The organism is Paraburkholderia acidicola (assembly GCF_002362315.1).
In the GTDB taxonomy this organism is placed as follows: domain Bacteria; phylum Pseudomonadota; class Gammaproteobacteria; order Burkholderiales; family Burkholderiaceae; genus Paraburkholderia; species Paraburkholderia acidicola.
Genome location: NZ_MTZV01000006.1, coordinates 1,623,631 through 1,649,909, shown reverse-complemented (window position 1 = coordinate 1,649,909; position 26,279 = coordinate 1,623,631). Strand labels below are relative to the sequence as shown.

26 protein-coding genes and 1 pseudogene are annotated in these 26,279 nt (G+C 59.6%); 12 read left to right on the top strand and 15 right to left on the bottom strand.

Features of this window, described 5'->3' with window-relative positions; translation table 11 throughout:
• Nucleotides 1–169 precede the first annotated feature (169 nt).
• The 3 genes from BWP39_RS26070 (at nucleotide 170) to BWP39_RS26060 (ending at nucleotide 2,379) form a co-directional block, all read left to right on the top strand.
• Nucleotides 170–1,378, top strand: coding sequence for a cytochrome P450 (locus BWP39_RS26070; RefSeq protein ID WP_096726181.1), 1,209 nt, complete (start codon nucleotides 170–172; stop codon nucleotides 1,376–1,378).
• Between the two features lie 352 nt (nucleotides 1,379–1,730).
• Nucleotides 1,731–1,970: a DUF4148 domain-containing protein gene (locus tag BWP39_RS26065; RefSeq protein ID WP_096725134.1), complete on the top strand. Its 240-nt coding sequence runs from the start codon at nucleotides 1,731–1,733 to the stop codon at nucleotides 1,968–1,970.
• Between the two features lie 109 nt (nucleotides 1,971–2,079).
• Nucleotides 2,080–2,379, top strand: coding sequence for a hypothetical protein (locus BWP39_RS26060; RefSeq protein ID WP_096725133.1), 300 nt, complete (start codon nucleotides 2,080–2,082; stop codon nucleotides 2,377–2,379).
• A 35-nt stretch (nucleotides 2,380–2,414) separates the two neighbouring features.
• On the opposite strand, the gene BWP39_RS26055 is transcribed toward BWP39_RS26060, so the two are convergent.
• The 3 genes from BWP39_RS26055 to BWP39_RS26045 form a co-directional block, all read right to left on the bottom strand.
• The gene (locus BWP39_RS26055) at nucleotides 2,415–3,248 is read right to left on the bottom strand and encodes an AraC family transcriptional regulator (protein ID WP_096725132.1); all 834 of its coding nucleotides are present in this window, start codon (nucleotides 3,246–3,248) and stop codon (nucleotides 2,415–2,417) included.
• Nucleotides 3,249–3,363: 115 nt separating this feature from the next.
• Nucleotides 3,364–4,839: a DHA2 family efflux MFS transporter permease subunit gene (locus tag BWP39_RS26050; protein ID WP_096725131.1), complete on the bottom strand. Its 1,476-nt coding sequence runs from the start codon at nucleotides 4,837–4,839 to the stop codon at nucleotides 3,364–3,366.
• Nucleotides 4,840–4,870: 31 nt separating this feature from the next.
• Complete coding sequence (locus BWP39_RS26045) at nucleotides 4,871–5,311, bottom strand: VOC family protein (protein WP_096725130.1); 441 nt, start codon at nucleotides 5,309–5,311, stop codon at nucleotides 4,871–4,873.
• Nucleotides 5,312–5,440: 129 nt separating this feature from the next.
• Between BWP39_RS26045 and BWP39_RS26040 the strand changes: the two genes are divergently transcribed.
• Nucleotides 5,441–6,136 (top strand): winged helix-turn-helix transcriptional regulator, encoded by a 696-nt coding sequence (locus BWP39_RS26040; protein ID WP_096725129.1) that lies wholly within the window; start codon nucleotides 5,441–5,443, stop codon nucleotides 6,134–6,136.
• Nucleotides 6,137–6,146: 10 nt separating this feature from the next.
• Here BWP39_RS26040 and BWP39_RS26035 read toward each other — a convergent pair whose 3' ends face one another.
• From BWP39_RS26035 to BWP39_RS25985, 11 genes are all read right to left on the bottom strand, one after another.
• Nucleotides 6,147–6,818 carry a glutathione S-transferase family protein gene (locus BWP39_RS26035; protein ID WP_096725128.1) on the bottom strand — a complete coding sequence of 224 codons (672 nt, stop codon included), beginning with the start codon at nucleotides 6,816–6,818 and terminating at the stop codon, nucleotides 6,147–6,149.
• 95 nt (nucleotides 6,819–6,913) lie between these two features.
• The gene (locus BWP39_RS26030) at nucleotides 6,914–8,551 is read right to left on the bottom strand and encodes an AMP-binding protein (protein WP_096725127.1); all 1,638 of its coding nucleotides are present in this window, start codon (nucleotides 8,549–8,551) and stop codon (nucleotides 6,914–6,916) included.
• 16 nt (nucleotides 8,552–8,567) lie between these two features.
• Nucleotides 8,568–8,972: a RidA family protein gene (locus tag BWP39_RS26025; RefSeq protein ID WP_096725126.1), complete on the bottom strand. Its 405-nt coding sequence runs from the start codon at nucleotides 8,970–8,972 to the stop codon at nucleotides 8,568–8,570.
• Complete coding sequence (locus BWP39_RS26020; protein WP_096725125.1) at nucleotides 8,969–9,421, bottom strand: acyl-CoA thioesterase; 453 nt, start codon at nucleotides 9,419–9,421, stop codon at nucleotides 8,969–8,971. Before BWP39_RS26020 ends, BWP39_RS26025 begins: the two co-directional genes overlap by 4 nt.
• Nucleotides 9,418–10,620: an acyl-CoA dehydrogenase family protein gene (locus BWP39_RS26015; RefSeq protein ID WP_096725124.1), complete on the bottom strand. Its 1,203-nt coding sequence runs from the start codon at nucleotides 10,618–10,620 to the stop codon at nucleotides 9,418–9,420. Before BWP39_RS26015 ends, BWP39_RS26020 begins: the two co-directional genes overlap by 4 nt.
• A 1-nt stretch (nucleotide 10,621) precedes the next feature.
• A complete protein-coding gene (locus BWP39_RS26010) occupies nucleotides 10,622–11,485 on the bottom strand; it encodes an enoyl-CoA hydratase family protein (protein ID WP_096725123.1) in 864 nt (287 codons plus the stop codon).
• Between the two features lie 25 nt (nucleotides 11,486–11,510).
• Nucleotides 11,511–12,068, bottom strand: coding sequence for a MarR family winged helix-turn-helix transcriptional regulator (locus BWP39_RS26005; protein WP_096725122.1), 558 nt, complete (start codon nucleotides 12,066–12,068; stop codon nucleotides 11,511–11,513).
• Entirely contained in the window at nucleotides 12,065–12,856 is a 792-nt protein-coding gene (locus BWP39_RS26000; protein ID WP_096725121.1) for an SDR family NAD(P)-dependent oxidoreductase, read from the bottom strand. The genes BWP39_RS26005 and BWP39_RS26000 overlap by 4 nt, the downstream gene beginning before the upstream one ends.
• Nucleotides 12,853–15,225, bottom strand: coding sequence for a bifunctional salicylyl-CoA 5-hydroxylase/oxidoreductase (locus BWP39_RS25995; RefSeq protein ID WP_096725120.1), 2,373 nt, complete (start codon nucleotides 15,223–15,225; stop codon nucleotides 12,853–12,855). The genes BWP39_RS26000 and BWP39_RS25995 overlap by 4 nt, the downstream gene beginning before the upstream one ends.
• Nucleotides 15,226–15,645: 420 nt before the next feature.
• Nucleotides 15,646–15,873, bottom strand: coding sequence for a hypothetical protein (locus BWP39_RS25990; protein WP_133116943.1), 228 nt, complete (start codon nucleotides 15,871–15,873; stop codon nucleotides 15,646–15,648).
• Between the two features lie 115 nt (nucleotides 15,874–15,988).
• A complete protein-coding gene (locus BWP39_RS25985; RefSeq protein ID WP_207557108.1) occupies nucleotides 15,989–16,264 on the bottom strand; it encodes a PAAR domain-containing protein in 276 nt (91 codons plus the stop codon).
• Nucleotides 16,265–16,834: 570 nt separating this feature from the next.
• Here BWP39_RS25985 and BWP39_RS25980 point away from each other — a divergent pair.
• The 4 genes from BWP39_RS25980 to BWP39_RS25965 are packed head-to-tail and all read left to right on the top strand — an operon-like array spanning nucleotide 16,835 to nucleotide 22,375.
• Entirely contained in the window at nucleotides 16,835–19,510 is a 2,676-nt protein-coding gene (locus BWP39_RS25980; protein ID WP_096725117.1) for a type VI secretion system Vgr family protein, read from the top strand.
• A 7-nt stretch (nucleotides 19,511–19,517) separates the two neighbouring features.
• The gene (locus BWP39_RS25975; RefSeq protein ID WP_207557107.1) at nucleotides 19,518–20,048 is read left to right on the top strand and encodes a hypothetical protein; all 531 of its coding nucleotides are present in this window, start codon (nucleotides 19,518–19,520) and stop codon (nucleotides 20,046–20,048) included.
• A gap of 40 nt (nucleotides 20,049–20,088) precedes the next feature.
• Complete coding sequence (locus BWP39_RS25970) at nucleotides 20,089–21,843, top strand: TIGR02594 family protein (protein WP_096725116.1); 1,755 nt, start codon at nucleotides 20,089–20,091, stop codon at nucleotides 21,841–21,843.
• Nucleotides 21,827–22,375, top strand: a complete 549-nt coding sequence (locus tag BWP39_RS25965; protein ID WP_096725115.1) for a hypothetical protein — start codon at nucleotides 21,827–21,829, stop codon at nucleotides 22,373–22,375. Before BWP39_RS25970 ends, BWP39_RS25965 begins: the two co-directional genes overlap by 17 nt.
• Before the next feature lie 275 nt (nucleotides 22,376–22,650).
• On the opposite strand, the gene BWP39_RS25960 is transcribed toward BWP39_RS25965, so the two are convergent.
• Nucleotides 22,651–23,220, bottom strand: a complete 570-nt coding sequence (locus BWP39_RS25960) for a LysR substrate-binding domain-containing protein (protein WP_207557106.1) — start codon at nucleotides 23,218–23,220, stop codon at nucleotides 22,651–22,653.
• Here BWP39_RS25960 and BWP39_RS25955 point away from each other — a divergent pair.
• The 4 genes and pseudogenes from BWP39_RS25955 to BWP39_RS25940 all read left to right on the top strand — a co-directional run bounded on the left by BWP39_RS25955 (nucleotide 23,200) and on the right by BWP39_RS25940 (nucleotide 26,211).
• Nucleotides 23,200–23,754 carry a substrate-binding domain-containing protein gene (locus BWP39_RS25955; RefSeq protein ID WP_207557105.1) on the top strand — a complete coding sequence of 185 codons (555 nt, stop codon included), beginning with the start codon at nucleotides 23,200–23,202 and terminating at the stop codon, nucleotides 23,752–23,754. The genes BWP39_RS25960 and BWP39_RS25955 overlap by 21 nt on opposite strands.
• Before the next feature lie 7 nt (nucleotides 23,755–23,761).
• Nucleotides 23,762–23,887: pseudogene (locus BWP39_RS32695) on the top strand (IS6 family transposase); the annotation flags it as partial.
• Between the two features lie 188 nt (nucleotides 23,888–24,075).
• The gene (locus BWP39_RS25945) at nucleotides 24,076–24,780 is read left to right on the top strand and encodes an SDR family NAD(P)-dependent oxidoreductase (protein ID WP_096725113.1); all 705 of its coding nucleotides are present in this window, start codon (nucleotides 24,076–24,078) and stop codon (nucleotides 24,778–24,780) included.
• A gap of 327 nt (nucleotides 24,781–25,107) precedes the next feature.
• Nucleotides 25,108–26,211 carry a porin gene (locus BWP39_RS25940; protein WP_096725112.1) on the top strand — a complete coding sequence of 368 codons (1,104 nt, stop codon included), beginning with the start codon at nucleotides 25,108–25,110 and terminating at the stop codon, nucleotides 26,209–26,211.
• Nucleotides 26,212–26,279 lie beyond the last annotated feature (68 nt).

Below are 26,279 nucleotides of genomic sequence, written 5' to 3'. Positions count from 1 at the left end.
ACCGGTGGGCGGTGCAGATACATTGAGATACAAAGAAGGCGATGCGGAATAAGCCCTTCTTCGGTAAAAATCCGGTGCGGTAGTGAAATAAATGGGCTCGCCAACCGTTATCGCTGATGTATGCAGCGATAACGATCGTCCAACTGTCTTCCGGGAATCCACCTGCATGATGAATTTCGCAAGCTTTTCATCGCCGGCTTTTTTCACCGATCCTTACCCGATATACGAGAAGGTGCGTGAAGCGGGCCCGCTGCTACCCGTTGCGCCCAACGTCCTGGTGACAGGTCGCTTTGAAATCATCGATGCGTTGCTGCGCGACCGGCGCATGGGCAAAACCTATCTGCAAAGCGTGAGCGTGCGTTACGGGGAGGCGGCGACCCAGTACCCGGTGTTTCAGGCGTTGAGCCGGACCTTCCTGATGATGAACCCGCCTTCTCACACCCGGTTGAGAACGCTGCTGATGAAGGCGTTCAATGCAAAACAGATTGAAAAACTAAGAGAAATCGTCGAAGCAACGAGCGACGATCTACTCGCCAGGATCGGGTCGAAGGCCGAATTCGATCTGGTTACCGAATACGCATTGCCGTTGCCGGTTGAAATCATTTGTCGCCTGCTGGACATTTCGCCGGCGGATGGTCTGAAACTCGGCGCAGCGGCAAGCCGTCTGATCGCCGCATTCGATCTCGCGCCACTCGATGAAGCGCGGCTAGCCATCGCGAACGAGGCCGCGCTCACCCTTGAGTGGTATTTCCAGCAGGTGCTCGAGCAGCGGCGTACCAGCCCCGGCGACGACATCATTTCCTCGCTGGCGAGCGTCGAGGACGACGGCGCGACCCTGAGCGACCAGGAAATCATTTCGAACGTGATCCTGCTGTTTATCGCCGGTCACGAAACGACGTCGAACATGATCGGCAATGCATTTATTGCACTGTTCCGCCAGCCGGCGCAGCTGCTTGCACTCAAGCGTGAGCCGGCATTGATTCCGAAGGCGATCGTGGAGTGCATGCGTTACGACAGTTCGGTTCAGATGGTGGTACGTACTGCGCTTGAGGACGTCGCGATCGGTGACGTGACCCTCGCGCGCGGAACCATCGTGTTCATGCTGGTCGGCGCGGCGAATCGCGATCCTGCGGTGTTTGCGCATCCCGATCAGCTCGATTTCAATCGCGAGGGCAATGTACCGTCACTGGTGTTTGGCGGCGGCATTCACTATTGCCTCGGCGCGCGGCTCGCGCAGCTTGAAATCGAAGTGGCGATCGGCGCGCTGCTGGGCCGCTTTCCGGATATGCAACCGACCAATCTGGATCAGTTGACCTGGCATCCCCGCAACAACCTGCGAGGCGTGGAGTCGTTGCGGGTGAAGACTGTTGCGGCCTGAGGTCTTGCTACATCAATCATGACGCATGAAACCGGGCGGCGCAGCGCTGCCCGGTGTTTCGCCAACTTCGTTCCCCCCGTCGAATCTCCCGCCATACCGGCTCCTGAAGCCTCGAGCGTTTCAAAACCAGGCACACGCTGCGCCTGCAGATTTGTGTCCCACTGTATCTACCGCCAATTCGATACATGACGTTGCAATAGCGCGTTCTCCGGAAACAAACCAGATACCTCGCCTGGGTTAAATGCATCAACGCCGGAATCTGACCGGGGCCAACGCAGACATGAAGCTCATGCTGCTGCCCTCAAGAGATCCGGGTTGATTTTTCCCACTTGACCTGACTCTGGAGAACGACATGAAAGTATCGACGATCGCTTTGGCGCTTGCTGTTTGTGCTTCCGCAACCTCCGTGTCTGCCGCCACTTCGGCTGACGCGACGACCACCGCTAGCAACGACACTCATCTGACGCAGCAATGGACGCCGGTCCAGGCTGCCGCACAGGGGAAGACGCGTGCTCAGGTCCGTCAGGAACTAGCGCTCGCGCAGAAAGACGGCGAGCTCGAGTCGCTGAAACAGGTCTATCACGGTAGCTGAGCATCAGTGCCTCGAGTAACGCCATGCCGCACAAGGCGATCTCATTCCAATGCCCGAGCTTCATGCAAAGAGATCGCCTTCTTCCAATCCAATCTGTTGAGGTTTCATCATGATCAAGCATCTCTTCGTCGTCGCGCTGGTCTCTGCGAGCGCTGCAATCGTCTCTCCCGCTTTCGCCAGCAGCGGCTATGGTCCGGCGCCTCACTACAGCCCGCTTGTCGGTGCTCCCGCTTCGCAACGTGGCCAGAGCAACCAGACCGTGCGCGCCGAACAGGCCGATGCGGCGATGGCAAGCGCAGATGTCACGGCGCAGTCGTACGGCGGCACACGTGACACGACGTCTCAATCGGGTATGCGCGCCGCGCCCGATACATCGCTTGCGTTGCTTTCGCTCTATGCACATCACTAGTCGTGCACGCGATCGAATCGGACATCGCTCGGCGTTCAGGTTTTCAGCGGCAACCAGATTTCGAAACCACCCATGCCGCTGACGGGATCGAACGCTTCGTCGTAGCGCTCGAATGAGGGCGCATCGGCGGGAGCATGTCCGGATTCCGGCAGCCACGTGTTCCAGATCGTGCTCCACGTGCGGCGGATCGTCGAAACATGCTCGCGATGCGTGAACACTGCATAGCGTTGCTCAGGAATACGCAGATGCGCGAGGGGTGCCGACACGCCAGAAAAATCGCGTACTTCGACACCACACAGGTAGTCGAAATTGCCACTCTCGTCGGCGTTGTAGCACACGCCGTACGCGACCATACCGACCTGGCCGGGCACCTTGCCGAAGTGAGTAGAAAAGCGTTGCCATTGGGCGGGAATGCCGCTACTCGTGTCGCACGTGTAGCGTTCGCTGAGCCCAGCGATGCAGAGCGGAACAGCTGTTTCGAAGCGTGGCGATGCAAGCTCGGTAAGCAGGGTTTGATTCATTTTGAGCGGCTCCATGAGGGTGAGACCGTCGAGACGGCCTTGCGCGCGCACCGCCTCGGGCGTGAGCCCGAACTGCTCGCGAAACGCGCGCGTGAATGCCTCATGAGAGCCGTAGCCCGCTTCGACCGCGACCGCCAGGATATCCGGCGCACCGTTGGCCAGACGCCGGGCCGCTTCCGTCAGCCGGCGTCCGCGCACATAGCGCATCACCGGGTAGCCGGTTGCAGCTTCGAATGCGCGCGCCAGATGAAAGCGCGACACGCATCCGCCGTTCGCGATGTCATCGAGTGTCAGCTCGCTCGCGAAATGGCTTTCGATAAACCAGAGTGCCTTGCCTGCCGGGTTCATCGTCAACTCTCATGTCAGCATGAAGCCAGCATAGCCAGCGCCGCTGCCGCTCATTTGATCGATCTTGCTCAGATGCATCTGACGTGAAGGACGATGTCGCGCACCGCCTTTCGCGTCACGTATTGCCGGTTGCCGCACCGGTGTCGCCGTCCTGCGCGCCGTGTGCTGCATCGGGCGCACCGGCATGCAGACCTACGCGCAGAAAGAGCCCACCCACCAGCGCCGCGAGCGCCGCAAACGCCGCGCCGAACACAAACGCCACGTGATAGCCACCGTTCAACGCCACCGCTTCCGGCGCGTGGGCGGCGGCGAGCGTCCCACTGCGCGCCGCAGCAAGACTCGCCAGCACGGCGAGGCCGAGTGCGCCGCCCATCATGAACGAGGTGTTGACCATACCCGACGCAAGACCCGACTCGCCCGGCTCGACGTCGCTCATGGCCGCGAGCAGCATCGGGTTGAATGCAATCCCCGCGCCGAAGCCAAGCAGGAGCATGCCAGGCAAGGTATCGACGACGAAGTGCCCATCGACCGGTGCGCGCGCAAACAGCAGCAGACCCACGGCAGCGATACCGAGCCCCACGGCGAGCGGTATCCGGATACCGAAGCGCATCACGAATTTTGCCGACAGGCCCAGCGAGAAGAACGCCATGATCACGTTGGCGGGAAGGAAGGCGAGGCCGACCTGCAGCGGCCGGTAACCGAGCACGCGCTGCAGATACAGCGCCGAAATGAAGAACCACGCGAACATCGCCGCGGCCCATAGCACAGCGGTCACGTTGGCCACCGCAACATTGCGCAGGCGGAACAGGCCGAGCGGCATCAGCGGATGCTGTACGCGTGCCTCGATCAGCAGGAACACGGCAAACAGCACGACCGCGGCAGCTAGCAGCCCGAGCGTTTGTGCCGACGTCCAGCCTGCCTCGTTGCCATTGACGATCGCATAGACCGCGAGCATCAGCGACACCGTCACGGTCGCAGCGCCTGCCACGTCGAGTTTTTCGCCTTCCGCATGGCCACGGCCGTCGGGCAGCAGGCCGATGCACAGCGCGTAGACCGCTATGCCGATGGGCAGATTGACGAGAAAGATCCAGTGCCAGCTCAGCACGTTGGTCAGCAGTCCGCCGAGCAGCACGCCGATGCTGCCGCCGCCCGCGCACACGAAGCCGTAGATACCCATCGCTTTCGCGCGTTCAGCGGGTTCGGTGAACAGGTTCATGATCAGCGACAGCGACACGGCCGATACCACCGCACCGCCCAGCCCCTGCACAGCGCGCGCACAGACCAGCAGCACCTGCGAGTTCGAGAGTCCACAGGCAAGCGACGCAACCGTAAATAGCACGATGCCGCCAAGAAACAGCTTGCGATGTCCGTACAGATCGCCCAGGCGTCCGCCGAGCAGCAGAAAGCCGCCGAACGTCAGCATGTATGCATTCACGACCCACACGAGCGAGGTCTCGGAGAAGCCGAGATCGGTTGCGATAGACGGCAGCGCAACATTGACGATGGTCGTGTCGAGCACGATCATCAACACGCCGAGACAGAGCACGATGAGCGCGAGCCAGCGCTTACGGCCTTCTATATTGTGGGTCATGCAGTTGCTCCTACGGTTTTGTGTGTGACACCTACGACTGCTTGCACAGCGCATCGGGCGCGACCGGCACACCGTTAATAGCCCACGACGTACCGAAGCGGTCGACCACCATGCCAAACGATTCGGCCCAGAAGGTCTTTTGCATCGGCATCGTGACGTTACCGCCCTCGCTGAGTGCGGCAAAGATGCGTTCCGCTTCGGCAACGGTCGAATACCGCAGCGCCAGCATGAAACCCTTCATGCCTTCGTACGGCTCGCCCATCATCGTGTCCGACGCCATCAACATCCCGCCGTCGAATTCGAGTGCCGCGTGCATGATACGCCCGGCGCTGGCAGCCGGCATCTGGTGCGCGATCGGTGTGTCGCTGGTTTTCAGCATGGCCTCGATCTTGCCGCCCAGCGTGCGTTCGTAGAAACGCATGGCTTCTGCGCAATTGCCGTCGAACATCAGGTACGGATCGGGTCTCGACATGATCAACTCCTGGTCAGGATAGGGAAATTCCAGTCTAGCACTCGTTACTCCTAAAAAACAACTGACGATTCCTGATCCTGGATTGGTGGGCTATACTGCCGCACAGTATGTCTTTTGAGCGACGGTGCCATGGCCATCAAACGAAGCTACAACGACGGTTGCGCAAGTTCGCACGCGCTCGATCTGGTCGGTGAACGGTGGGCGCTGCTGGTCGTGCGCGAACTGGTCCTCGGGCCGAAGCGGTTTACCGATTTGCGCGCCGGCCTGCCGACCATCAGCCCGAATGTGCTCACGCAGCGTCTCGACGAGCTGGAATTGGCAGCAGTCGTACGAAGGCGTCAGCTGCCGCCGCCAGCAGGTGTATGGGTATACGAGCTGACCGAATGGGGACAGGAACTCGGTCCGATCATGATGGAGTTAGGACGTTGGGGCGCTCGCTCGCCGACGCTGCCGCGCGGCTTGCCGATGAGTATCGATTCGCTAATTCTGTCGTTCAGGACGATGTTCGATGAGGATGCAGCGGCGGGACTCGACGCTCGCTATGAACTGCGGATGGGTGCGTACCGCTTCGATGCGCGGATCGACGACGGCCAGTTGAAGATCGGGCGCGGCAACGCGGACCAACCCGATGCGATTATCGAAAGCGATCCGGATACGCTTGCCGCAATCGCTTACGGTGGACGCAAGCTCGACGAAGCGTTGCGCGCGGGCGATGTTCAGATCGAAGGCAACAAGGCGGCCGTGAAGCGTTTCTTGTCGCTGTTCACGTTACCCGAGCCAGCTGCGCCGAGCGAGCGTGCGCAGCTGGATGCGGCGAATGGTTAGGGGTTAGCGGTTAGCTCAGCAGCTGGTACGGACCGCCGCGTTCGAGCGCGCGCTGATACGCGGGGCGCGCATGAATCCGCTCGACGAAGCTGCTCAATGCAGGGAACTTGTCCTTGAAGCCGCCGCGCGCGGTCGCGGCCTCGAGCGGGAAGCTCATCTGGATATCGGCGGCGCTGAGATCGTTGCCGACAAACCATCCGGTCGGCCGTAGTGCATCGTCGATATACGACAGATGCAGTCCGATCTGCGGATCGACGAAACTCGATTGCAGCGTGCTGGAGATCTTCCTCGCAATCGGCTTTGCAAAGAACGGCATCGGCGCGCTGGCGATGCGCAACGCAACGAGCTTCAGCAGCATCGGCGGCATTAGCGATCCTTCCGCGTAGTGCATCCAGTAGGTGAAGCGCTGGCGTTCGGGCGTGCCTGCCTGCGGCGCGAGCCGGCCGTTGCCATAGCGCTCCAGCAGGTATTCGATGATTGCGCCGGATTCGGCGATGGTTTGTTCGTCGTCGGTAATGACCGGTGACTTACCGAGCGGATGGATCGCGCGCAGTTCGGGCGGCGCGAGCATCGTCTTCGAGTCACGCTCATAGCGCTTGATCTCGTACGGCACACCGAGTTCTTCGAGCAGCCACAGAACGCGCTGCGAACGGGAGTTGTTCAGGTGATGGACAGTCAGCATGGCGGCTCGGGAGAGTGGCGGCGAGGCCCCATCATATCGACACCCGACCGAGCTGTGGCTCTATTTGTCCAGCTGTGCGCCGTTACATCGGCACGCTACATCGTGCGCAATGCAAAGCGCTTCAACTTGCCCGTTTCGGTGCGCGGCAGCGCCTCGACAAAGGTGACTACGCGCGGGTATTTGTACGGCGCGACGGTGCGTTTGACGAAGTCCTGCAACTCGGTGACGAGCGCGTCGTTTTGGTCGAAGCCCGGATGCAGCACGACAAACGCCTTCACGATCTGCCCACGCGTTTCATCGGGCACACCGATCACGCCGCACTCCGCGACGGCCGCATGCTGCATCAGCACGCTTTCCACTTCCGGCCCGGAGATGTTGTAGCCCGACGAAACGATCATGTCGTCGGCGCGCGCCTGGTAGAACACGTAGCCGTCTTCGTCGAGATAGACCGCATCGCCAGGCAGATTCCAGCCGTCGCGGACGAACTTCAACTGCCGGTCGTCGGCGAGATAGCGGCAGCCGGTCGGTCCGCGCACCGCAAGCTTGCCGATCTGGCCGGGCGGCACCGGCTGCATGTCGTCGTCGACCGCACACACCGTATAGCCCGGTATCGCGCGACCGATGGCGTGCGGCCGCACGTTCGCGCCTTCCGACGAAATAAAGATGTGAATCAACTCCGTCCCGCCGATACCGTCGATCATCTCGATCCCGCTCGCATTGCGCCACAGTTCGCGTGTCGAGTCGGGCAGCGCTTCGCCGGCCGATACCGTCTTGACGAGACTCGACGTATCGAAGCGGCTGATCAGCGGCGCCATCTGCCGGTAGAAGGTTGGCGCGGTGAACATGACGGTCGCGCGAAAGCGTTCGACGGTTTGCAGCAGCGTCTCCGGTGTCAGCTTCTCGATCAATACAGTCGATGCACCGACACGCAGCGGAAAGCACAGCACCCCACCGAGTCCGAACGTGAACGCGAGCGGCGGTGTGCCGCAGAAGATGTCATCTGCGGATGGCTTCAGCACGTGGCGCGGAAACAGGTCGCACATCGCGAGGACGTCGCGATGAAAATGCATGCAGCCCTTCGGTGCGCCGGTCGTGCCGCTGGTGAATGCGATCAGGCAGACATCGTCGACGGCGGTGTCGCATGCGTCGAAGTGGTCGGGTTGTGTAGTCGCGAGTGTGTCGAGCGAATCGGGCGCGTCGTCGTGAAAGAGGCAAACCTGCGCGAGCCCCGGGCAAAAGAACTCGTCTTGAGTGTCGCGGCAACGCGCCAGTTCATCGGCGAGCCGTGCGTCGCACAGCGCAGCCGAAACCTCAGCCTTGTCGATGATCTGTTTGAGTTCCTTGGCGCGCAGCAGTGGCATCGTCGGTACGGCGACAAGGCCCGCCTTCAGCGCGGCAAGACATGCCACCGCCATCTGCAACGTATTCGGTCCGCGCAGCAGCACGCGATTGCCGGGCTGTAAACCCATCTTGCCAGTGAGTACGTGTGCTGTGCGGTTCACCAGTGCGAGCAGTTCGCCGTACGTCGTCGCGTGCGGCTTGCCGTCGACCTCCGACCAGATCGCCGTCCGGTTGCGATGGCCCGCTTCGATCGTCCGGTCGAGCAGTTCGGTCGCGCAGTTGAAACGCGCCGGATAAGCGACGTCCGGATTATCGAGCAGAAACACCGGCCATTGCGACTGCGGCGGCAGATGATCGCGCGCAAAAGTGTCGACGTGTGCAGACGGTTCCATCAGAGGCTCCCGGGCGTTACTGCGCTTCGTGGGGAATAACTGCGGTGGCTTCGATCTCGACCTTCGCGCGATCCTCGATTAGCGCGACGACCTGGACTGCGCTCATGGCGATGTCGTAGTCGCCGATCAGCTCGCGGAACGCACGGCCGATGTCTTTCAATGAGGCGAGGTACTCGCGCTTGTCGGTGACGTACCAGGTCATGCGAACCAGATGCTCGGGCTTGCCGCCGGCCTCGTGCAGCACGGCCACGACGTTCTGCAATGCCTGAACGGCCTGCTCCGCGAATACATCGGTGTGAAAGTTGTTTTGCGCGTCCCAGCCAATCTGACCGGCGATGAACACCTGAACGCCGCTAGCTGCAACGCCGTTCGCGTAACCGCGCGGCGGTGTCCAGCCGGCAGGCAGAAGAGCTTGTTTCATGAGCGGGCTTCCTCGGTATCGGTGGAAAGGGGTATTGGTGCGAACGTCGCGAGTGCAGCCGCGATATCGTCGGGTATGTCGATCGAGCGACCGCTTTCAAGTGACGTTGTCACCAGCACCTGGTGTGCGCGAAAACGTAACTCGTCGCCGCACCGGCACACGATGTCGATGCCGATCGAGCGGCGGCCCACCGATGCGAGTGCGAGCGACAACGTAACGGTTTCGCCCATCCGGCTCGGGCGCGAGAACTCGCAGTCGAGCTTGACGATCGGCAGACCGGTGCGGCGCTGCGCGATCAGATGCGCGTAGTCGATGCTGAGGCGATCGGTGAACCAGTCTTCGACAAGCGCGTTGGTCAGCACCAGGTAATGCGGGAAGTACACGATGCCGGCCGGATCGCAATGGCCGAAGCGGATGCGCACGGGCATGTCGAATGTCGTGGTGCTCATCGCAGTGGCTCCACGCTGGCTGCATGCGCCTTCAGCACATCGCGCCCGACAATCAACTGCTGCACTTCCGTCGCGCCTTCGTAGATGCGCAGCGCGCGAATCTCGCGGTACAGCGTTTCAACGACGGTGCCGCTTTGCACGCCCATGCCGCCCCACAGTTGTACGGCTGCGTCGATCACCTGTTGCGCGCCTTCGCTGGCGTGCCACTTCGCCATTGCAGCTTCGCGTGTGACGTTTTCGCCCTGATCGCGCAGCCATGCTGCGCGATAGACGAGTAGGGCGCTGCTGTCGATCGTCAATGCCATCTGCGCGAGTTTTGCCTGCGTCAACTGGAAATCGCCGAGCGTCTGGCCGAACATCTTGCGCGACGCGGCGCGCGCGAGACCCTCTGCCATCGCGCGGCGCGCGAAGCCGAGCGATGCGGCGGCCACCGAGGTGCGGAAGATATCGAGTGTGCGCATCGCAATCTTGAAGCCTTCGCCAGCGGTGCCGAGCAACTGGCTGCGCGGCACGCGTGCGCCTGCGAAATGCAGCCGTGCGAGCGGATGCGGTGCGATCACATCGATGCGTTCGGCGATCTGCAGACCCGGCGTATCGGCGTCGACGATGAACGCACTGATGCCGCGTGCGCCCGGCGCTTCGCCGGTGCGGGCGAAGACCACGTAGAAATCGGCGATGCCGCCGTTCGAGATCCACGTCTTGTCGCCATCGAGTACCCACGCGTCGCCGTCGAGGCGCGCGGATAGCGCAAGCGCTGCAACGTCGGAGCCCGCGTCCGGCTCAGAGAGTGCAAAGGCGGCGAGGGCAGTGCCGTTCGCGACGCGCGGCAGGTAGAGCGACTTCTGCTCATGCGTACCTGCCAGCGAGATTGCACCGGAGCCGAGCCCTTGCATCGCGAGTGCGAAGTCGGCGAGCCCGGAATGTTTCGCGAGTGTTTCGCGCAGCAGGCAGACGGCGCGTGCATCGATGCCGTCGCCGTGGCCGCCGTAGGCTGTGCCACCGACGCCGTACTTCAGCCAGCCCGCGGCGCCGAGATCGCGCACGAGCTTGCGGCAGGTTGCATCGACGTCGTCGTGCGGCACGTCACGTAGATGATTGACGGCCCAGCTTTCGATGTCGGCGGCGAGGGCGCGGTGGTGGTCCTCGAAGAACGGCCACGCGAGCGCGCTGTGCAGATCGGTTTGAACGGATGCGCTCACATCAATCTCCTTCGAACACAGGGCGCGATTTCGCGGCGAATGCACGATATGCACGCTCGAAATCGCGGGTATTCATGCAGATTGCCTGCGCTTGTGCTTCCGATTCGATCGCTTCGTCGATGCTCATGCTCCATTCCTGGTGCAGCATCTTCTTCGTGATGCCGTGTGCGAACGTTGGCCCAGCGGCAAGGTCGGCGGCAAGACGCGCGGCTTCGTCGAGCAATGCGTCCGGCTCGCACAGGCGGTTGTAGAAACCCCACGCATAGCCTTCGTCACCGCTTGCGGAGCGACCGGTGAACAGCAGTTCCGCTGCGCGCCCCTGACCGATGATGCGCGGCAGGATCGAGCACGCGCCCATGTCGCAGCCGGCAAGACCGACGCGCGCGAACAGGAACGCGAGCTTGCTGCGCGCGGTGCCGAGCCGCAAGTCGGCGGCCATCGCGAGAATCGCGCCTGCGCCTGCGCAGACACCGTCGACGGCTGCGACGATCGGTTGCGGGCAATGGCGCATGGCTTTCACGAGGTCGCCGGTCATGCGCGTGAACAGCAGCAGTTCGGGCATCGGCAGATCGATCAGCGGCCCGATGATTTCGTGCACGTCGCCGCCCGAGCAGAAGTTGCCGCCTGCGCCGTGGATGACGACAGCCTTTACATCGGTGGCATAGGCGAGCTGGCGAAACAGGTCGCGCAGTTCGGCGTATGACTCGAACGTCAGCGGGTTCTTGCGTTCGGGGCGGTTCAGCGTGACGGTCGCGACGCCGTCGGTTACCGACCAGCCGAAGTGTTGCGCAGCATAACCGGTGAGCGTCGTGCGATTGCCAGCAAGCAGCTTGTCGACGAGAGAGCTGTTATCGGATGAAGTCATGGGATGTTTCTCCAGTGCGTGCGCATCAGCGTTCGACGTTGTCGAGCAGATGCTTCTTAAGCTTGCCGAGACGCTGATGCATCCGCGATTTTTCGTCGAGCCCGAGACCGCCGAACAGTTCGACGACCCATTGCTCGTGTGCGATTGCCATCTTGTCGAACGACGCGCGGCCTTCAAGCGTGAGTCGTACGCTGATCGAGCGGCGGTCGTTCGGATCGACGTCCCGCACGACGAATCCTTCGTTTTCGAGCTGGTCCGTAATGCCGGTGATGTTGCCACCCGTCACCATCAACCGGCGCGAGAGTTCGGTCATCTTCAGACCTTCGGGGTGGCGCTCGAGCTGCGCCATCATGTCGAAGCGCGGCAACGTCGTATCGAACTCGGTGCGCAGGCGCCTGCGCAATTCCGCCTGCACGAGGTTCGTCGTGGTCAGCATGCGCAGCCACAGACGCAGCCCCATATGGCTGTCCGCGCCGGTGCTCATTTCGAGGTCGACGACGTTATCGGCGGGTTTTTCGACGCCTTTGCGCGTGGCTTTCGTGTCTGCGGTTGCGCTCTTCTTTGCGTGGGTGGCCTGTGTCATGTGATTTCTCCACCGGAGATGGAAATCGATTGGCCGGTGATCGCTTCGGAGCCCGCTGCGCACAGCCACAGCACAGTGCTCGCGACTTCGTCGGGGGCGATGAAACGGCGTTGCGGATTCTGGCGCAGCAGTGCGTCGCGCGCTTCCTTTTCGCTGCGCTCGGTCTTTTGCGTGATCTGATCGAGCGAGGCTTGCAGCAGTTCGGTTTCCGTATAGCCCGGGCACACCGCATTGACGGTAATGCCGCGAGTTGCGACCTCGCGTGCGAGCGAACGCGTGAGGCCGATCACGCCGTGCTTGGCCGCGCAATAAGCAGCGACGTACGGATAGCCGGTCTGGCCAGCCGTGCTCGCGATGTTGACGATGCGGCCGAAGCCGCGCTCGAGCATCGCTGGCAACGCGGCGCGCGTGCACAGGAACACGCCGGTCAGGTTCACGTCGAGCATTCGTTGCCATAGCGCGGCATCGGTTGCTGCGAAAGGCGCGGCCTGTGCCTGCCCTGCGTTGTTGATGAGGATGTCGACGGGGCCGAAGCGGGCTGTAGCAGCTGCGAACGCCGCTTCGACTGCCGCCTCCTGCGTGACGTCGACGCTCACGCTGTTGACCCTGTCCGGTGCGGCCAGTCGCTCGCTCTGCGTAGCAAGCCGTGCGGCATCGCGGCCCATCAGCGTGACGCGTGCACCGGCACGCAGCAGCATGGCGGCAGTGGCAGCGCCGATACCGCTGCCGCCGCCAGTAACGACCACATGCTGTCCCGCGAGCGATGCGGTAGACGTTGTCGTATTCATACCGTGCCTTCCGCGCGTTGCGCGATTTCGAGCGGCGACAGTTGCGCGTTTGCGAGCGCGACGGCGCGTTCGCGCTCGAAGTTCCGTTCGAGTTGGGACTTCGCCGCCGTGTATTGCTTCGGCCATGCAACGTCGAAATAACCGATCTTGGCGGCTTCGTTGAGCGTCCACGACGGATTCGCGAGATGCGGTCGCGCCACCGCACACAGGTCCGCGCGACCGGCTGCGATGATGCTGTTCACGTGATCGGCTTCAGAAATCGCACCGACCGCGATCGTTGCAATGCCGGCTTCGTTGCGGATGCGATCGGCGAACGGCGTCTGGAACATGCGACCGTAGACGGGCTTCTCTTCCTTGCTGACCTGACCCGACGATACGTCGATCATGTCGGCGCCTGCCGCCTTGAATGCACGCGCGATCTCGACGGCGTCGTCGGGCGTGGTGCCGCCGTCGACCCAGTCGTGTGCGGAAATACGGATCGAAATTGGCTTGTCAGCAGGCCATACCGCGCGGATTGCAGCGAAGACCTGTAGCGGATAGCGCAGGCGGTTTTGCAGCGAGCCGCCGTATTCGTCGGTGCGGTGATTGGTGAGCGGTGAGAGGAAGCTCGACAGGAAGTAGCCATGCGCGCAGTGCAGTTCGAGCCAGTCGAACCCGGCAGCCGCGGCCATTTCAGTCGAGCGCACGAACTGCGCCTGAATGGCACGCAGTTCATCGACGCTCGCTTTACGCGACTGCTGGCTGATGCCGCGCAGATATTGCTGCGGCGACGCCGATACGAGCGGCCAGTTGCCATCGTGCAGTGGCTGGTCGATGCCTTCCCAACTCACGCGCGTCGACGCTTTTGCACCCGCGTGTCCGAGCTGGATGCCGATCTTCGCGTCGGTCTGGCTATGCACGAAATCGACGATGCGCTTCCATGCGGTCAGATGCTCGGAGGCATACATGCCAGGGCACCCTGGTGTGATGCGCGCTTCCGGCGATACGCAGGTCATCTCGGCCATCACCAGCGCGGCACCGCCCATGGCGCGGGCGCCGAGATGCATGAGGTGATAGTCGCCGGCAACACCATCGACCGCTGAGTACTGCGCCATCGGTGACACGACGACACGGTTTTTCAGTGTGACGCCGCGCAGTGTGAATGGGGTGAACATCGGCGGCACGGAGCGCTTTGCCGGCGGCCGTTCGACACCGGCGCGTGCGGCGAGCCAGTCTTCGAACGTGGACAGATAACCCGCGTCGCGTGCGCGCAGATTTTCATGCGAGATGCGCTGCGAGCGCGTGAGTAGCGAGTACGCGAACTGTTCCGGTTCGAGTGCCGTATAGCGGCTGACGTGTTCGAACCATTCGGTGGAATTGCGCGCGGCATTCTGGATGCGCAGCACATCGACGCTGCGCACCTCGGTGTAGTGCGCGAGTGCTGCGGCGAGATCGTCGCTATGCGCGCGGATGCTATTGGCGAGTTCGATCGAATCTTCGAGCGCGAGCTTTGTGCCCGAGCCGATCGAAAAATGCGCGGTGTGCGCCGCGTCGCCCATCAGCACGACCGGCGTGGTGCTGCCGTCTTCGTTGCTGCGCCAGTGCACCCATTCCTGATTGACGACGCGCGGGAAACGAATCCATTGCGACGAGCCGCGCAGATGCGCGGCATTCGAAAGCAACGGTTCACCGTCGAGATATTTTGCAAACAGTTTCTCGCAGAACGCGATGCTTTCTTCCTTCTCCATCTTGTCGAGACCGGCTGCGCGCCAGACATGTTCCGGCGTTTCGACGATGAACGTCGAGGTCTCGTCGTCGAAGCGATACGCGTGTGCCTGGAACCAGCCCCATTCGGTTTCTTCGAATGCGAACGTGAACGCATCGAACAGCTTGCGCGTGCCGAGCCAGACGAAGCGGCAGTCGCGCATGTCGATGTCGGGACGATAGGTGGTGGCGTACTTCTGGCGGATCGCGCTGTTTGCGCCGTCGCAGGCGACGATCAGATCGGCGTGATAGACGGAGTCGTCGGTGACCTGGGTTTCGAACACCAGTTTCACGCCGAGCGCTTCGCAGCGCGCTTGCAGGATATTCAGCAGACGTTTGCGACCGATGCCACAAAAACCATGGCCCGATGAGCGAATCTGCTGGCCGCGGAAATGGATCTCGATGTCGTCCCAGTGGTTGAACGCGTCGAGAATCTGGTCGGCGCTGGGCGCGTCGGCATTGCGTAGGTTGCCGAGCGTCTGGTCCGAGAAGACGACGCCCCAGCCGAACGTGTCGTACGGGCGGTTGCGTTCGATCACCGTGACCTCGTGAGCCGGATTTCGACCCTTCATCAACAGCCCGAAGTACAGCCCCGCCGGGCCGCCCCCGATACAGACGATACGCATGCTCGTTCCTCGAGTAGGTGATGAGGTTAATTTAGTCTTCGATAGTTTAGATGTCAAGTAAATGATGGGAATGGCGTTTCGGCGGAATTCCGGATTGATCCGAGAGAATAAAGTCCGTCATGAACTTTCAACGATATGGAATGCGTCAGGGCGAGACTCCTGGATCCCTTGATCGCGGATCTGGGAGGTTTGCCTAGAACTCGAAGCTCCGAATATTCCTGCCATTACCACGCAGGCCGTCTACGAGGGATATGACGCAACACAGTTCGGCGGTCGTCTTGCTCGCCTTCGCACCAGATTGCAGGCCGGACTGCGGCGGTGCCCATTCTGCGGATTCGCGCCAATTACGTCTCTTGACTATCATCTGCCTCGTTCAACGTATCGGGGTCCACGGAATACATGTGACGCAATTCTGGTGTGTCAGGTACTGGGAAAGTGGAAGACCGGCACTCCCAGCAGACCCAGGAACCCGAGCACGAGAGCGATGATAGTGGTGATCAGCCCTCGGCCAAATGCCAGCCCGCCACTGCTGTGGATCAGTCTGGAAACGTCATGCGTCGTTTCATCGGCAATGCGGAGCAGCGTTGTTCTGTGGTCGCGCACGCGCCCGTCATTTTTTGATGAGGTCTTTCCGGAAGTCGTGGTCATACGTGCAGGTTTTCCGTTCTGGATGGAGCATGGGTACCTCGACACGCCTGGATCTCAGTCGCGCAGGCGTCAGACTGAGCGTGTATGGACTTTGCGCGGCCTCGCGTGTCGTCTGTTATTCCTGATAGAACGTCGTCGAGCGGGCGATCACACGGTTCGTCCCCTGGGGGCAAGCGCACATGACGATGTCGCCATCGAGTACGCCTCGTGCATTGCCTATTCCAAACGTCTTCGCCGTCCCGAAAATCGGTCCATTCCTGCCGCAGCGGCCACACGAGGCGAGATCCATGTGACGGGTGATGGGTTGCCCGTTGTCCAGTGAGCTTGGGTCACCATCGAGCACATAGCCGTTGGTGGTGGTGCGATTTCCTTTTACCGCCATCATTTTCATGATCGATTTTCCCTCTCCGTGTGATGCGGTGCCGTCAGTCGCGATCGTGGTCGGCTTTCGGCGGCTTGACTGCGTCTGTCCATCGGGCTTGGAGTGCGTCCCGAACCGTCACCTGGCATCGTGTTCTCGACTGCAATTTTTGCCTTTGGCCGGAACCCCCAAGCACGACATTAAAGTTGTTCTTGCTAACGTCCACCTTGGTGCGCTCCGCGAGCGCACGCGTGCCTTGGACACCTCGCTCTGGAAGCTCTTACTCATCGTAAAATTAATTTTTCGCTATTTGACGTTCTTGAGAATTGCAATGAATTATTAGATATCTATCAGTACAACAAAGGTTATGTGTAGAGAAAAACAGGCAATAGTAATCCTCTGGAATACACAGAGCGTGAACTTTTGTCAAAGATGGTCGGTTGGTGGAAATTTGTCTGAATCCGACGCAGCACGGCTTCACAGAAGCGTGAAAAACGTTTAGTTTTCCTGTAAAAATGTTCGCGCTGGGCGGACATGAATAATCGACGCAGTGATCAGAAGTGCAGTGATTCGAAGCAACGCAACAAATAGGAAAGAGCAATGGCCGATCTGCTTGATGGAGTCGCGGCATACGCGAAGGATCTGAAGTCGCTGACCGGAAGGCAATCGTATTTTCTGGAAGTGCTGGGCACCGCGAATACGAAGGACCTGTCGGTCGTGTCGTTCAGGGCAGTCGAGCGCATGGGCGAGCCGTACCGGATCACAATCGAGTTGACGCATCGGGACAGGCTCTCGCGTGCGGACTATCTCGGAAGGGATGCATCCTTCTCGATTGTTCCGGCCGACGGTAGCGCGCCACGGGTCTTCTCGGGCTGCGTCACTCACTTCAGCAAGACGAAGACGACGAAGGACTTCAGCAGTTATCAGTTCGTTGTTGAGGCGCACATCGTGCGTCTGAACATCACACGCACGAGCCGGATCTACCAGCACCAGACCGCTCCGCAGATCATCGAGGCGATCCTGCGCCGTCATGGGTTCAAGGGCCACCAGTTCGTCTTCAGGCTACGCCGGCAGTATCCCCAGCGCACGTTCCGCTTCCAGTACCAGATTGCCGACTGGCCGTACATTCACATCCTGATGGAGCAGGAGGGGATCTACAGCTACATCGTGCCAGGCAGGCATGGCGATGTCGTCGTGTTTGCCGACGACATCGATCACTACATCTACCAGCCGGAACTGAAGGTGCGGTATCGCGAAACAGCGGGGATGGAGTCGGGCGTCGAAGCCGTGTCTGCGTTGCAGACCCATGTGCATACGGTACCGGCATCGTTCCGGGTTGCCGATTACAACCCCGACCAGGCGTGGGAGCGCTTCAGGGCTGAAGCCAATGTCGCAAGCAAGGACACGACGACGTATGGCCAGCCGTATATCTATGGCACGCATCACCTCGACCAGGACGGAGCGAAGTGGGAGGCCCAGTTGCGCCATGAGGCAGCAATCGCCTGGCAGATCGTGTACGAAGGCGAGAGCAATGCGTTCGACCTGCGACCGGGGCGCGTCCTGCAGATGGACGAGGTGTTGCCCGACGCGCCGAACGGGCAGGTCGTGATTGAGGTCACGCACACAGGCGCGCGTGACGAGGCGTACCGCAACACCTACCGGGCGATTCCCGCGGACCGGCGCTTTCGTCTGAAGCTCGAAGACAGCACATGGTCGAAGATCAGCGGCACGCTCTCCGCGCGCGTCACTTCACCGGGCGACTACAAGTACGCGTACCTGACGCAGCAGGGCTATTACACGGTCCGCTTCGACTGCGATTTTGATGAGTGGAATCCGGGCGGCGAGAGTGTGCCGCTGCGGCTGGCGAAACCCTTCGCCGGCAAATTGCAGACGGGCTTCCACTTCCCGGCGCTCGACGGTGACGAGGCGGTGCTGGCGTTCCGCGACGGCGATCCGGACAAGCCCTACATTTCGCAGTTCCATCACCACAGCCAGGCCGTCGACCTGATCACGAATCAGGACCGGTGGCTCTCGCGCAACGTGATCCGCACGCAGAGCAACAACAAGCTGCGCATGGAGGACTGGGAAGGGCAGGAGAGCATCAAGCTGTCGACCGAACACTCGGGCAAGAGCCAGTTGAATCTCGGGTATCTGGTGGACGGGAAGAAAGAGCAGCGTGGCGAAGGATTTGAGCTGCGTACGTCGGGGCACGGCGCGCTACGAGCGGGCAGGGGATTGCATCTGTCGGCGCACGATCAGCCCAACGCTGCCGGGAAGCAGCTAGACATGCAGGCCACCATCGCACAGATTGAGAGTGCGCTGGAGATCGCGAGGGCGTTGGCGGCATCGGCCATGTCGGCGAAGGCCATCCCTGCTGACACAGACGCGCAGAAGCAGGTCAAGGATGAACTGGACGGCGTGAAGCAGCCCGGGATTCTGGCGAGCGCGCCTGCCTCCATTGGTATTGTGTCGGGCGCAGGTGTGCAGGTCACGACGCAGGAGAACATCTCGACGGCGGCGGGCAGGAACCTCGATATCAGCGTTGTGAAGCGCTTCACGGTAGCAACTGGCGAACTGGTGTCGGTGTTCGCGCAGAAGCTCGGCATCAAGCTGTTCGCTGCGAAGGGTCCGGTCGAGATTCAGGCCCAGGGAGGTGCAATGTCGTTGCTGGCTGACAGGGATGTAACTGTGGCGAGTGTCAACGGCACGGTGCGCATCAGCGCGAAGAAGGAGCTTATCCTTGAGTGCGGCGGCGCATTCGTCCAGTTGAAGGACGGCAACATCACGCTCGGCGGCCCAGGTGACCTGTTCTACAAGGTCATCACTGTCCAGAAACAGGGTAAGGAATCCCAGTACCCAGTTCTCCCAGTTTTGCCCCGCAGTGAACTCAGTGGAAAGTACAGTCTGCGTTTTGCAACCTTTGGCTCAAACCTGCTCATGCAAGATCTCGGTTGGATTGGCAGATCGTTCAAGATTGTTGACTCAACAGGATCGATCTTGCAGGCAGGTCAAATTGGCAAAGACGGACGCATGCCACGAACCATCCTCGATACGCCCGATACGCTGACTCTCAAGATCGGGGAGGATAAATGGACGGCGCATCAGGTTGAGATAAGTCATGCTGACGACGGGTTGGAGTCGGATGCACTTAAACCAGACGACAACAGCAACCCTTTCTCCGTCGAAGAAGTCTCGTCGCCATTTATTACTGAAGACGATCTGGTTAAGGTCATTCCAGAAAACGATCTTGCGCGGGCAAGTCAAGGTGAAGGCTGAACGAGTCATGAAACGACAATATTCTCACTTGATTGTTGCAGCAATATTTTCTGTGTGTGGCGGGTTGACACATGCTGAGCAATACCAAAGTGGAGTAACCAGCTGGCAGGTCAAGGAAGGCAAGCTGATGTTGGTGGCGGGCGTATTGACCGACAACTCACGCCTCTACTACCTCAATTACTCGCTCTATCTGGAAGAGCCAGACAAAGCTCTCGTCATGATTCCGATCGTGAAGGACGAGACCAGGCTCCACGACTACGACCTTCACTTCAATACCTTCAATGGTGGTGGAGAAATCATCAGCGATGCAATGGTAGTTGTGAAAGGGGAAAACACATGGTTCGTGACAGCGCACAAAAAAGCCATGCAGGGGTATGGCAGTCCAGGAAGCATCACGACTCAAACTTATCGTCTCTTCCACGGCGGCGAGGTGCAATGGAAATACTACTTCGTACCGGTCGCCAGGAGTGAATACACAGAGCAGAAAAACTACACGGTCGAACGTGCACTGTCTGAAACAGAAAGAACGTTGCATTGAGCATTCAAATATTTCGTATCTGTCCGCGAGTTAATCGGTCATGCTTAAGTTCGTATCGGCAACACACAACAAACCCACACTAACCGTGCAATACGTTGCAGATAATGGTGGCATTCTGTTGCGAAGCGGTGGCACTATCGCGTGGCGATTCAACAATCCCGGCAATATACGACCACCATCTCAATATATCAGGACATCAATAGGAATCGGCAGCACAGCCAGCGGGGATTTTTTTATATTTCCCGATTACGCCACTGGTCGTGCGGAAAAGAAAGCATTGCTTCGACGAAAATACAACAATAAAACAGTCTCCTCTGCAATGAAAATATATGCGCCACCGAGCGAGAACGATACTGAGGCATATATAAATTTCATCTGTGATCACACGGGGTTTTCACGGGATCAACAAATCGGTTCGATGGGCAACAATCAACTCGATGCGATGATGGACGCCATGGAGAGGCGTGAGGGTTACTATGCGAAGATGAACACCCGGCACGAACAGTGGGTGAAAACGGTGTCGGTCACGCTATCTGATGGCGCACAACCGATACCCAATCAGGCACTGGTCGTTAAGAGTAATGGCAAGGAAAGCAAGGTGTCGAGTAATCAATTTGGTCAACTACTGATACCTTATGACAAGATTGATCAGGAAATTCAACTGTTCGTCGATGATGCAACGGATGGATTGAGAAAGATCGGTGCGATTACTACTCAGGCCACATCCTCAGCACATGTGTTTTTCCGTGACTTTTTCTCCGCAACAGCTATCGCGCCCGCGCATTACTCCGATAACCCGAAGCGCGATGAAAAGAAGGCGCCATTCCGCTACAAGATCATTGCTGGCGATACGCTCAGCCACATCGCAACAAAATTCGCAACAACCACCGAGCAACTGAAGATCGACAATCATCTTAAGTCGAGTCGTATTTTCGCGGGAGGCTTCCTGATGATCAATGGCACAGCGCCTAAGCCACGGCGATTACCTGCGGGCAACACGGGTTTGCCCAGCAATCACTCAAAGCAAACAGAATCAGGCGGCATCCACAGCAATTTGTCTGATGAGGTTAGTCGTGCATCGACAGATTCAGGTGCAGACAAACCCGGATCCGATACACCTGCCATGCAGGCTAGCGCGCCGGTGAAAACGATTGATGCCCAGGTGGGGGCGTCGCGGGCCACTAGTCTGGACCGCAGCAAGCTTGGACAAGGGCATCCGCTGGCGTTGATCCCTGCTGTTTCTCAAGAGGCTCCGTGGATGGAGAGAGCGCTGGAGCAGGCCAGGTACTGGCACGGGCAGAAAGAGGAGGTGATAACGAAAGAAATTAACTATCACAAGGAAGTCGGGTCGAAGCTTAAATCACTGGTTGGCTCAAGCAATGCATGGTGTGCATCGTTTGTTAACTGGTGCGTGATGCAGGCTGGCTACCCGATCACTGAAAATCCGACGAATTCGCAATCCTTCCGAAGAAGCAAAAATTTCGTAAAAATTGAGAAGGCGATTTTTGGCTCCATCGCAGTGTACAAGCATACGAGGGGCGGACACGCCGCGTTTGTTTATGCGAAAACTGTGCACGGGGACCCGATCTTGCTTGGAGGAAATCAAAGTGATGCAATTGATTTCGCCATGATGCAGCCATCTGAATTAAAGGGTTTTTATGTACCCGCGTCCTATTTGAAATATGCAAAAAATAGCATCGATAAAGGCGACGTGTTGGAAACATCTACGCCTGCCGACCTGAACGAAGAATTTCATATCCAGTTTAAACAAAAAACCCATGATGCCGATCGATAGATTGTTATTTGGCGTCATTGTCTGCCTGGCAACGCTTGGCACCAGTGCAGCGGGTTTTGCTGCAGGAAGTGCTGATGAATGTCTGGTGCCGTCAGAAATCAAGATGATGAATGAGGGTTTCTGGGCTCGCTATCCTTCTGCAGAGGAGTTCTCCCGCTATGCTGCAGTCGATATGAAAATTACGACCAATATTGTCGATGTGGTGGAGATCAATTCGGCCCAGAAAACGGGACGCGATCGAGCGGCGAAATTGGCCTTGTTTATGGCAAATCATCCAGAGCACTTCTCGTCGTTCAAGAGTAACCATCGATCAACGTATCTCTACTTTGTTGGAAATGAGCATCGTGCAGAGATGGTGAAAACTTCGAACGAGTACCCGAGTGGCCAATGTGTCTCAATGTTCCATTTCGAGTCCGACGACAAACGATGCATAGCAGGGCAACGCGTGCGTGCATTGCGTCTTTCGTTTATCAAGGATTTCAAAAAGATCGAGTTGCAAGGTGTGCAGATCGCGATGGAGAACTGTGAGTAACGTGCACATTTTCAGGGGGTACGACCTGTATAGGTGCAATGGGGTTGAGTCGGAGACAGGCTCCCGGATGACCTGTGTTGGTACCGGATTGTGTTAGGCGTACGGTATGAACAAGCATGAACGTGGTGAGCCGAGCGAGGGGCGGGGCCGCAAGAGTTTCGGAGAGGTGTGCGTAGTCGCGTGCCATCCGTCTGAGGCGGTGGGGTGTTCGCGCCGAGCGAATTTATTTTCCCGGATCGGAAGTCACGCCACGCTTTTGAACCGGCCCTTATCGTTCATTCCCGAAACAGAGTGCTGATGGTGTTACGCATCCACGTCACGGCGGGGTCTTTCGCATAACGCTCGTGCCAGTGCTGCATGACGCGATACGACGGGACATCGAAGGGCAGTTCCACCACTTTGATTGGATTGCTATTCGCGATGATCCGGGCGAACCGCTCCGGGACGATGGCCAGATACTCGGTGCTCGCAATAGTCGATACAACGCCTAGAAAGTTTGGAATGCGAAGTCCCATTTTCCGCCTTATTCCCAGGCGCTCAAGTGTCTGCTCCACGACGAAATGCCCCGTTCCCTGCGTCGCCACGATCAGATGCGATTCCGACTGAAATTGTTCGAGTGTGATCTTGCTACGGCGCAGTCGCGGATGCTGCCGGTTGATGATGCATACGAAGCGGTCTTTGAAAAGGCTCTGATGAAAATACCCCGCTTCAAGCTGCGCCAGGAACCCGATCGCCAGATCGACTTCGCCTGACTCGAGCAGGTGTCCCGTCAGTTCGGATGGGTAACTGACATCGATACGCACGTTCGGCGCGGCCGTGCGCAAGTGGTCGAGCAGTTTGGGCATCACGATGCGTTGGCCGACATCCGACATACAAAGGCGAAACATGCGGGTGGCCGTGTCGATCCGGTCAGTCGTGTCGCCTTCGCGAGGTCAGGGATCGGCGTTGCCATCGCGGCCGGGCAGCCGCGTCCGGACTTGCTTACCGAAGCGGCGCTTCGTGACGCTATTCTGAGTGCGCGCAGCATCGGCTATTCGACGGGGCCTAGCGGCAGGTATTTGACTCAATTGTTCGAGCGCTGGGGCATTGCCGACATCATTGCCGCACGTACTGTGCAGGTGCCGCCCGGCGTTCCTGTGGGAGATCTGGTCGCGTGTGGAGATGTCGCACTGGGTTTCCAGCAATTGAGCGAATTGATCCACTTGCCGGGCATCGACGTAGTGGGTGGATTGCCGCCGGAGATTCAACTGGACACGGTTTTCTCAGCTGCGATTGGTTGTTCGTCAACTGAACCCGATGCTGCGAAGGCGCTACTTCGATTCATGGTTGCGTCCGGGGCCGAAGCAGTGAAACTACGTCATGGCTTGACGCAGGCCTAGCACACCTCGCCAGGACTTCGCTCTCAAACATCATCTGCTTCGCGCCTCGCTCTATCGCAGGCAACTCGCCGCGCACTTCCAGGCGTGGCGTCTTTTCACCGGCACTGCCCGGGATCTTTCGACCGTGTGCTGAGCTACGCCGCTCTTGCTAATGTCTCGTCAACTGATCAGCAATGTGACAACGCCAGCTGCTGAATCCGCGAACCACGATATCGTCGCCTCCTGACTTTATTCTCCCGGATCAATTTCTTGTCTATCTGACGGACGACGACCGCGCGTTGGCCTACACTTGCGGGACGATCCCTCTTTGGTGTCTCGAACATGAACAATAGCCTGAACGGAAAAGTCGTTGCCGTAACCGGTGGATTCGGTGCCTTGGGTAGCACTGCCGGCAAGGTACTGGCAACGCGTGGCATGCAGGTCGTGCTGCTGGGTCGAGAAGCAGCACCGCATCTGTCGGAAGAATCGGGCAACAACCTGATTGCGATCGGTGGAGTGGATCTGGCTTCCCCTGCGCAAACCCGGCAGGCATTCGCGGAGATCAAAACCCGTTTTGGTCGTCTGGACGCACTGGTCAATATCGCGGGTGGGTTTCGCTGGGAGTTGATCGCCGGAGGAAGTGCAGATACCTGGGATCTGATGTACCAGATGAACGTGAAAACAGTGTTGACGGCGTCGGAAGCGGCGATTCCCTTTTTGCTGGAGAACGGCGTGGGACGTATCGTCAATATCAGTGCCATGGCTGCACTCAAGGCGGGCCTGGGAATGGGTGCTTATTCCGCATCGAAAGCCGGGGTGGCACGTCTCACCGAAGCGCTCGCCGAAGAGCTGAAACAGAAGGGCGTAACAGTCAACGCCATCCTGCCGAGCACGATCGACACCGCGAGGAATCGTGCGGACATGCCCGACGCTGATTTCACACAATGGGTGAAACCGGAACAGATCGGCTCGATCATCGCCTTCCTGCTTTCTTCGGATGCCGACGCGATCACTGGCGCATTGCTGCCGGTCACCGGGCGCGGTTAGCTCAAGGTCGCCGCGGAATTACCATGCTGCGGGGCTGGTGCGGAGGAGCGAACGACAAGTCATCGGCACGATTCACTCCCTTCGTCGCGCCGACCACCTCTTTCCTGTGACCCGTCTAGCCATTGTCACCGCCCTAGTCACAGCGCACATCACGCGCTATATTTACCCGGCGTCATCCGTCCGTCCGATCCGCATTGAATTACGCGTTGCCGCCTGGCGTCGCGCAGAGCATGCCCGCGATGCTGGATAAATCACCGCGTTTGCACCAACCCAGACAGGGCACGGTGCGATGCGGAGAACTAAAGAAGAATCCACCTGGGAGTTGACGTGAAATATCAACTAGGCGCATTCGTTCTACTCGCAACCAGCACCGCCGCATTGGCGCAATCGAGCGTGACGCTCTATGGCCGCGTCGACGGCGGTATCGAATACCTGAATCACATCGCCAACGGTACGGGTGGCAGTTCGAGCCGCTGGAGCGCGGAAGGCGGCGACTGGGGCACGAGCATGCTCGGCTTCAAGGGCACCGAGGACCTGGGCGGCGGCAACACCGCGCTATTCGACCTCGAAACCGCACTACAGATCATGAACGGTACGTCAGGCGGCGGCAGGATGTTCTCGCGCCGCGCCTACGTCGGCTTGAAGAACGAGACGTGGGGCCAGTTACAAGCCGGCCGGAATCTCTTCATCGACAGCGACGGCGTGTGGGAATTCGATCCGTTCGTGCAACAGGCGGTCTCGTCGGCCTCGCTGGTACGCGGGCGCAACTGGCAACAGACCAGCAACAACGTCGAATATCACAGCCCCGTCTGGCACGGCGTCGACGTGCAGGGGCAATACGCGTTCGGTAACCAGGCGAACGGCTTCAACAATGGCGCCCAGGGCGAGTTCGGCCGCTCGGACGGCATCATGCTCAGCTATCACTCGACGCTCTTTGATCTGCGCGGCATTTACGACGAACTGCGAGATTCGAACGGTCGCCTGTCCAACATCTTCACGGCCTCGCGTGAGTATTTTGCGGGCGCCAACATACGCGTGCAGAAGTTCAAGATACAGGCCGCCTACACACACTATGCGGCACCCGATTCTCCCGCGGGCGTGGCCGACCGCGCCGATCACTACTGGCTTGGCGCCACCTACCAGGCCACGCCGCACTGGGCCGTGACGGCGGCGGGCTTCTACATCCGCGTGGGCGACGGCGGTGGCGACGCCGCGCACGATCCGGGCAGCCACGCTATGCTCTATGCGCTTGGCACCACCTACAACCTGAGCGCGCGCACGTTCCTGTACGGCACTGTTGCGTACGTGAACAACAGCAAGAACGGCACCTTCTCGGTGTTCGCGACGCCGCGCGATTCGAACTCGCCGACCAGCCCGATCGCTGGCGAATCGCAGACCGGCGCATACGTCGGGATGATGCACGTGTTCTGACGCAACTGTTTTTCCCGCATTTCCGGTATGCCCGTGCTGCGGGCATCGCGTAACAGGCGATGCGAGCG